Below are 8,014 nucleotides of genomic sequence, written 5' to 3' on the forward strand. Positions count from 1 at the left end.
TTGAAACAGCGTATTGAATCGCTATCTTTGCCATCGAAAAAAATAAGATATGAGGCCTTTGCAAATGGTTGATACAAGAACGCAGTATTTAAAAATTAAACCAGCCGTAGATGCGGCTGTTTTAAAGGTGATGGAAAGCAGCCAGTTTATTGGCGGTAAAGTGGTGAATGACTTTGCAGCAAATCTGGCTGCATACAATCAGGTTAAGCATGTAATTCCCTGTGCCAATGGTACAGATGCGCTGCAAATTTCTATGATGGCACTGGATCTTAAGCCAGGCGACGAAGTAATTACTCCCTCCTTTACTTATATTGCAACTGTTGAAGCAGCGGCATTGCTGCATTTACAACCTGTTTTTACAGAAGTGGATAAACATACTTTTTGTATGGATGCAGATGCAATGGAAAAAGCCATTACTCCAAAAACAAAAGCCATTATTCCGGTTCACTTATATGGTCATGCTGCAGAGATGGAAAAGATAATGGCCATTGCAAAAAAATATGGACTATTTGTTATTGAAGACAATGCACAGGCTATTGGATGTGAGTATACTTTTAGGGATGGATCGGTTAAAAAAACCGGAAGCATTGGCCACATTGGTTGCACCTCGTTTTATCCGTCAAAAAATTTAGGAGCTTTCGGCGACGGAGGAGCAATATTTACCAATGATGATGCGTTAGCTGAGAAGTTAAAAAAAATCGCATCACACGGGCAAAGTAAAAAATATTATCATGACATGGTAGGCTGCAATTCAAGGTTAGATGCTTTGCAGGCGGCCATCCTGGATGTTAAATTAACACATCTTGATGAATATACTGACGCAAGAAGAAAGGCGGCTGATTTTTATGACAAAGCTTTTGCCAGTAATCAAAAAATAACCACACCTTTTAGAGCAGCGTACAGCAAACATGTGTTTCATCAATACACTTTAATTTTAAATGAAGTTGACCGGGATGGATTGAACAACTACCTGGCTGAAAAAGGAATTCCATCGATGATTTATTACCCGGTGCCTTGTCACAAACAAAAAATGTTTGATACTTTTGGTGGAAGTAGTTATCAGCTGCCGGTAACAGACTGGTTAACGGAGAGGGTAATATCATTGCCCATGCATACCGAATTGGATGAAGAACAACAAGCATCTATTGTATCTAATATCTTAAGTTATATAAACCGTTAAGTATGAAAATTGCAGTAATTGGAACAGGCTATGTAGGATTGGTAACAGGAACTTGTTTTGCAGAAACGGGTAACCAGGTAATTTGTGTTGATATTGACAAAGCCAAAGTTGATAAACTGTCTTCGGGAAAAATAACCATTTACGAACCGGGACTTGAAAAATTATTTTTAAGAAACCAAAAGGAAAACAGGCTTCAGTTTACTACTTCACTGGCTGAAGGAATTAAAGATGCACAGGTAATTTTTCTTGCCCTGCCAACACCTCCGGGTGAAGATGGAAGCGCTGATTTAAAGTATATTTTAGGCGTAGCAAAAGATCTGGGAGCCCTTATAAAAGAAGGCGACTATAAAATAATTATTGATAAAAGCACCGTACCTGTGGGCACTGCCGCAAAAGTAGAAAAGGCCTTGCTGGGCAATGGTGGTATTGCGGGAACTTTTGATATTGTAAGCAATCCGGAGTTTTTAAGAGAAGGGGTTGCAGTAGATGATTTTATGAAGCCGGACAGGGTGGTAATTGGTACCTCATCTGAAAAAGCAAAAAAAGTTTTAAGTGATTTATATGGTCCGTTTGTACGCCAGGGTAATCCGGTAATTTTTATGGACGAAAAAAGTGCGGAGTTAACAAAATATGCTGCCAACTCTTTTTTAGCAACTAAAATTACTTTTATGAATGAAATTGCCCAGTTGTGTGAACTCCTGGGGGCAGATGTGGATATGGTTCGCAAAGGAATTGGAAGTGATGAACGTATTGGGCGGCGCTTCTTATTTCCAGGTATTGGTTATGGGGGAAGTTGCTTTCCAAAAGATGTGCAGGCTTTAGCCAAATCATCTAACGAAGTAGACTATAGTTTTAAAATACTGGAAGCGGTAATGGACGTAAACGAAAAGCAAAAACTTCACCTGGTGCCTAAAATAAAAGCGTATTTTAAGGGCGATTTAAAAGGTAAAAAAATTGCTGTATGGGGATTGGCGTTTAAGCCAAATACAGACGATATCAGAGAAGCGCCGGCATTATATTTAATTGAAGCGTTTCTTGCAGCAGGCGCTGCTGTAGCCACTTTCGATCCGGAAGCTATGAGCAATGTAAAACAGGTATTGGGCGATACTATTACATTTGTAGAAAGCCAGTACGATGCTTTGAAAGATGCAGATGCCTTGGTAATTGCAACTGAATGGAGTGAGTTTAGAACGCCTGACTTTAATAAAATATCTTCCTTGTTAAAAAACAAAGCCATTTTTGACGGACGCAATTTGTTTGATTTGAAACAAATGGAAGATTTGGGCTATCACTATGTAAGTATTGGAAGAAGGGCTATTTTGCAGAGCTGAATACAAATGGATAATTAATAATTCAGGAGTTTTCAAATATCAAAGTTCAGATAGTAAAAGATCAGACATTATATTTTAAACAGGAATTTTATGGCAAACAAAAGGGTATTAATAACAGGGGCTGCCGGATTTTTAGGCTCACATCTTTGTGACCGTTTTATAAAAGAAGGCTACGATGTTATTGGAATGGATAACCTGATTACAGGTGATATTAAAAACATAGAGCATCTTTTTAAATTAAAGGAATTTGAATTTTATCACCACGATGTATCTAAGTTCATTCATGTGTCAGGACCGTTGGATTATATCCTGCACTTCGCTTCGCCGGCTAGTCCGATAGATTATTTAAAAATTCCTATTCAAACTTTAAAAGTTAGTTCGCTGGGTACGCATAATTGCCTGGGACTGGCCCTTTCAAAAAAAGCAAGGATGCTTGTTGCAAGCACCAGTGAAGTGTACGGCGATCCGCTGGTACATCCTCAAACGGAAGAATACTGGGGCAATGTAAATCCCATAGGTCCAAGAGGTGTATATGACGAAGCCAAACGTTTTCAGGAAGCCATCACTATGGCGTATCATACCTTCCATCATCTTGAAACAAGGATTGTAAGAATATTCAATACTTATGGTCCACGGATGCGGTTAAATGATGGCCGTGCATTGCCTGCATTTATCGGACAGGCATTACGGGGAGAAGATTTAACGGTTTTTGGCGATGGCAGCCAGACAAGAAGTTTTTGTTATGTAGCCGACCTGGTAGAAGGTATTTACCGCCTGTTGATGAGCGACCATGAACAACCCGTAAATATTGGTAATCCTGATGAAATTTCATTAAAGGATTTTGCAGAAGAAATTATAAAACTAACCGGCACTTCACAAAAAATAATTTATAAGTCTTTGCCAACAGATGATCCCAAACAGCGTCAGCCGGATATTACGAAAGCAGCTGAAATACTAGGCTGGCAGCCAACAGTGAACAGGGCAGAAGGACTAAAAATTACGTACGATTATTTTAAATCTTTACCACCCGAAGAATTGTATAAACTTCCTAAAAAATTTATAAAAGCAACCTAGCAATCAGTAATTAACTGAAAGCAAAAACAGGTCCTTTATTTGTATAAATCACTTGGTTTTTTTATAAATCGGGTAATAAATTAATTAATAGAAATTATAGAACTTCGATTAAAAGTGAAGCCTGAAACGTATTCCCCACACGGGTTACGGGCGTATAAAATATTATAGAATGAAATACCAGGATCTGATAGACAAGAAAGAAACACTGGCAGTAATTGGTTTGGGGTATGTTGGCTTACCAATAGCATTGGAGTTTGCAAAAAAAATTAAGGTAATCGGCTTTGATATCAATGCAAAAAGGGTAGAAATGATGCGTAACAAGATTGATCCAAGCCAGGAAATGGATGCAGACGCATTTGAAAATTGTGACATTGAATTTACAAACAATCTGGACGATTTAAAACAGGCTGCTTTTTATATTGTGGCGGTACCAACTCCGGTTGACGAACACAATGTGCCTGATCTTGTGCCGGTAAAAAGAGCCAGTGAAACTATTGGCAAAGTAATTAAAAAAGGAGATTATGTAGTTTTTGAAAGTACAGTATATCCGGGTTGTACAGAAGAAGATTGTTTGCCCATCATTGAAAAATTAAGCGGCTTAAAAAATATCATAGATTTTAAATCAGGTTATTCGCCGGAAAGGATTAACCCGGGTGATAAAGACCATACCCTGGCAAAAATTATTAAAGTAGTAAGCGGCTGCGATGCGGAAAGCCTTGACCTTGTTGCAAAAGTATATGAGCTGGTAGTAATGGCAGGCGTGCACAAAGCATCCAGCATAAAAGTAGCCGAGGCCGCAAAGATTATTGAAAATACACAACGTGATCTCAACATTGCTTTAATGAATGAACTGTCAATAATTTTTGACAGAATGGGCATCAATACTTTTGAGGTGCTGGAAGCCGCGGGAACGAAATGGAATTTTTTAAAATTTCAACCAGGCCTGGTAGGTGGGCACTGCATTGGCGTTGATCCTTACTATCTGACCTATAAATCCAGTGAACTGGGCTACGATAGCCAGGTAATTTTAGCCGGACGTGTTATCAACGATGGTATGTCGGGTTACATTGCTAAAAAAGTTTTACAACACATCATACAAAATAACAGTAATATAAAAAGTGCGAAAGTGCTGGTGATGGGCGCTACATTTAAAGAAAATTTAAGCGATATCCGCAACAGTAAAGTGGCAGATGTTGTAAAGGAATTACAATCATATTCTTTAAATGTGGATGTTACTGATCCACATGCATCGGGTGAAGAATTACTGCACGAGTATGGCTTTGACCTTACAACTGAAGTTGCAAAAAACTATGATGCAGTAATTATTGCAGTGCCGCACAATGAATATAAAACACTGGACGATGCGTATTTTGCAGGCATTACAAAACCGGAAGCTATGATTGCAGATTTGAAAGGTATTTACAGAAAGACTGTTAAAAGCAGGCTGTACTGGAGTTTGTAGAGGTATTATTAAAGGCATAAAGTAAAAGGCAAGATGAATGCAGCTGAAAGTTAAAAACTTAAATTTATCAACCTTTACCTTCCTCTTCTTTTAAAAAATTTTTTCAAAATACTGAATGAGTAATAATTTTGATACAACTGATTTAAGCAACAGTAATTTTTTAGTAACAGGTGGAGCAGGTTTTATAGGTAGCCACATCGCCGGATATTTACTAAAAAACGGTGCACAAAAAGTAAGGGTGCTCGATAATATGGTGAACGGGTTTGATACAAACCTTGCCCTGCTTCGCCAATACCCTGCATTTGAATTTGTGCAAGGCGATATCAGGAATGCAGATACCTGTCAGCAGGCTTGCGCCGGAATAAATTACGTTAGTCACCAGGCCGCATTGGGTTCTGTTCCCAGATCTATTAAAGAACCTGTTTATTTTAATGAAGTAAATGTAGGCGGCTTTGTAAATATGCTAAAAGCAGCAGTGGACAATAAAGTAGCACAATTTGTATATGCATCTTCTTCTTCTGTATATGGCGATGAACCCACTTTACCGAAGGTGGAAAACCGGGTGGGTAAATGCCTGTCGCCTTATGCAGCCACAAAAAAAACAAACGAATTATATGCGCAGATTTTTGCCGATGTGTATGGTATTAAATTAATAGGATTCAGGTATTTTAATATTTTTGGCCAACGCCAGGATCCTGATGGAGCCTATGCTGCGGTAATTCCATTGTTTGTAAAAGGGATTATGAAACAATTGCCCGTTTATATCAACGGCGATGGTGAGCAAACCCGGGATTTTACTTTTGTTGACAACGCTGTGCAAATTAATATTAAAGGAATGTTAACCCATAATGCCGATGCCATTAACCAGGTATATAACGTGGCAACAGGCGAAAACTTTTCTGTGAATTATTTATTTAATGCATGTAAAGAAAATTTAGACAGTAATTTTGAAGCAACTTACCGGGAACCAAGAGCAGGAGATATCAGGAATTCTTTGGCCGATATTTCATTGGCAAAAAAATTACTGGGGTACGAACCTACAAAAAATTTCAAGGATGGATTGACAGAAACAATCAATTTTTTTAAACAGTTATATTCTTAAAAATTTTATTATTTTATGCCGTTTACCACAACCGACTTTCCCGGATTATTAATTTATGAACCACGGGTGTTCAATGATGACCGTGGTTATTTTTTTGAAAGCTACAATGAAAATACTTTTTCCGAAGGTGGAGCTACCATGAAATTTGTTCAGGATAACCAGGCACGGTCTGTTTTTGGCGTAATCCGCGGTTTACATTTTCAACAAAATCCAAATGCACAAACAAAACTGATACGTGCTTTAAGTGGTACTATTTTAGATGTGGTGGTAGATCTAAGAGCAGGCTCTCCCACCTTCCACCGGTATTTCAGTATAGAATTATCGGCAGAAAATAAGAAACAATTGCTTGTACCCAGGGGCTTTGCACATGGGTATTCGGTATTGACAGAAACCGCGGAAGTGATTTACAAATGCGATGAATTTTATCATAAAGAAAGCGAAGGCGGGTTAATGTACAATGATTCAACATTGGGTATTGACTGGCGTATACCTGCCGGTAAAGAAATGGTGGCAGCCAAAGACCTTGTTCTTCCGAACCTGGAAGATTGTAAAACCAATTTCATTTTTTAACTTTTATCGTGGCAGAAAAAAAGACAATTTTAGTTACCGGCGCTAATGGACAATTAGGCAACGAAATGCAGGTAATCAGTGCTGCGTATCCCGCATACCACTTTTTATTTGTTACAAAAGAAGTACTACCCATTGACAACGCAGAAACAATGAAAAATTATTTTGCTGCCCATCCAATTGATTACTGTGTTAACTGCGCGGCTTATACGGCGGTAGATAAAGCAGAAACAGAACCAGAAAAAGCAATGAACGTCAATGGCACTGCGGTAGGTATTTTAGCAGCAGTTTGCAAATCATACAACGCCGGGTTTATCCATGTTTCTACCGATTATGTTTTTGATGGCAGCGCAACAACTCCCTACACAGAAGATTTTCGGGTAGCACCGGTTAATACTTATGGCGCAACCAAACTAAAAGGAGAGGAGCTGGCACAACAGCAAAATCCTGGCAGTATTATCATCCGTACTTCCTGGGTGTACAGCAGCTTTGGAAATAATTTTGTAAAAACAATGATGGGCCTAATGAAAGAAAAGGAGCAGCTGAATGTAGTAAGCGACCAGGTAGGATGCCCCACTTATGCAGCCGACCTGGCAGCAGCAATTATGCAGATCATCCATTCAGGCAAAGCTGAGGCGCAGCCCGGCATTTATAACTATTCCAACACCGGTGTTATCAGCTGGTTTCAGTTTGCTGAAGCCATTAAAGAATTATCCGGCAGCAAATGCATGGTGAATGCTATTCCATCTTCTAATTATCCAACCCCCGCAAAGCGGCCTTCATATTCTGTGATGGATACAATCAAAATTCAGCAAACTTTTGATATCAGTATTCCTGCATGGAAAGACAGTTTAAAAAAGTGTTTGCAGTTATTATAGAATTTGTTAGAAAATATTGTGAAATGGATCACCATTTTAAATTTTACTCAAATTCGTTTAGTATTAGCCCAGCAATATATAACAACAAATTTTGCGCTGCGTTATCTAAGTTCTGCTCTTAATATTTTCATATAATCCTTACTCTTGATTAAAAAATCTGCTGCGTCTTTTTGTTTTGATTTATTACGGTTTTCGTTTTTGATGATGCTGTAAAATAATTTTTCATTGTCAAAATAATACCGTCCTGTAAAAGTCAAATCTAATTTTGTGTAGTCCAGTGTTTGCGAATGATTGTTGTAGTGATAATTTTTTTCAACTGCGTATACAAACACAAGTGTATCATTTTTAAAATAAAATTCATTTTGAATAATCCTGTTTGAGAGCCCTACCCATTCTACAATTTTTTTTAAACTGTCCCCC

General features: G+C 38.3%; 8 protein-coding genes. 7 read left to right on the plus strand and 1 reads right to left on the minus strand.

The features are described from left to right. Nucleotides 1-49 precede the first annotated feature (49 nt). The 7 genes from H7254_RS06500 (at nucleotide 50) to rfbD (ending at nucleotide 7,594) form a co-directional block, all read left to right on the plus strand. Entirely contained in the window at nucleotides 50-1,180 is a 1,131-nt protein-coding gene (locus H7254_RS06500; protein ID WP_301932200.1) for a DegT/DnrJ/EryC1/StrS aminotransferase family protein, read from the plus strand. Between the two features lie 2 nt (nucleotides 1,181-1,182). Continuing rightward, nucleotides 1,183-2,511: a UDP-glucose/GDP-mannose dehydrogenase family protein gene (locus H7254_RS06505; RefSeq protein WP_301932201.1), complete on the plus strand. Its 1,329-nt coding sequence runs from the start codon at nucleotides 1,183-1,185 to the stop codon at nucleotides 2,509-2,511. 90 nt (nucleotides 2,512-2,601) lie between these two features. Continuing rightward, nucleotides 2,602-3,585: a UDP-glucuronic acid decarboxylase family protein gene (locus H7254_RS06510; protein WP_301932202.1), complete on the plus strand. Its 984-nt coding sequence runs from the start codon at nucleotides 2,602-2,604 to the stop codon at nucleotides 3,583-3,585. A gap of 169 nt (nucleotides 3,586-3,754) precedes the next feature. Further along, nucleotides 3,755-5,047 carry a nucleotide sugar dehydrogenase gene (locus tag H7254_RS06515; RefSeq protein ID WP_301932203.1) on the plus strand — a complete coding sequence of 431 codons (1,293 nt, stop codon included), beginning with the start codon at nucleotides 3,755-3,757 and terminating at the stop codon, nucleotides 5,045-5,047. A 115-nt stretch (nucleotides 5,048-5,162) separates the two neighbouring features. Next, nucleotides 5,163-6,149, plus strand: coding sequence for an SDR family oxidoreductase (locus H7254_RS06520; RefSeq protein WP_301932204.1), 987 nt, complete (start codon nucleotides 5,163-5,165; stop codon nucleotides 6,147-6,149). Nucleotides 6,150-6,164: 15 nt separating this feature from the next. After that, on the plus strand, nucleotides 6,165-6,719 hold the full coding sequence (gene rfbC / locus H7254_RS06525) for a dTDP-4-dehydrorhamnose 3,5-epimerase (RefSeq protein WP_301922098.1): 555 nt from the start codon (nucleotides 6,165-6,167) through the stop codon (nucleotides 6,717-6,719). 8 nt (nucleotides 6,720-6,727) lie between these two features. Beyond that, entirely contained in the window at nucleotides 6,728-7,594 is an 867-nt protein-coding gene (rfbD, locus tag H7254_RS06530) for a dTDP-4-dehydrorhamnose reductase (RefSeq protein WP_301932205.1), read from the plus strand. A 101-nt stretch (nucleotides 7,595-7,695) separates the two neighbouring features. Here rfbD and H7254_RS06535 read toward each other — a convergent pair. Next, a partial coding sequence (locus H7254_RS06535) for a hypothetical protein (RefSeq protein WP_301932206.1) occupies nucleotides 7,696-8,014 on the minus strand: 319 nt, incomplete at its 5' end.

This window comes from Ferruginibacter sp. (assembly GCF_014377975.1).
Lineage (GTDB): Bacteria > Bacteroidota > Bacteroidia > Chitinophagales > Chitinophagaceae > Ferruginibacter.

Excerpts from the sequence above, each read along its gene's own strand:
- H7254_RS06500 (WP_301932200.1), top strand. The coding sequence starts at position 50 with ATGAGGCCTTTGCAAATGGTTGATACAAGAACGCAGTATTTAAAAATT.
- H7254_RS06505 (WP_301932201.1), top strand. The coding sequence starts at position 1,183 with ATGAAAATTGCAGTAATTGGAACAGGCTATGTAGGATTGGTAACAGGA.
- H7254_RS06510 (WP_301932202.1), top strand. The coding sequence starts at position 2,602 with ATGGCAAACAAAAGGGTATTAATAACAGGGGCTGCCGGATTTTTAGGC.
- H7254_RS06515 (WP_301932203.1), top strand. The coding sequence starts at position 3,755 with ATGAAATACCAGGATCTGATAGACAAGAAAGAAACACTGGCAGTAATT.
- H7254_RS06520 (WP_301932204.1), top strand. The coding sequence starts at position 5,163 with ATGAGTAATAATTTTGATACAACTGATTTAAGCAACAGTAATTTTTTA.
- rfbC (WP_301922098.1), top strand. The coding sequence starts at position 6,165 with ATGCCGTTTACCACAACCGACTTTCCCGGATTATTAATTTATGAACCA.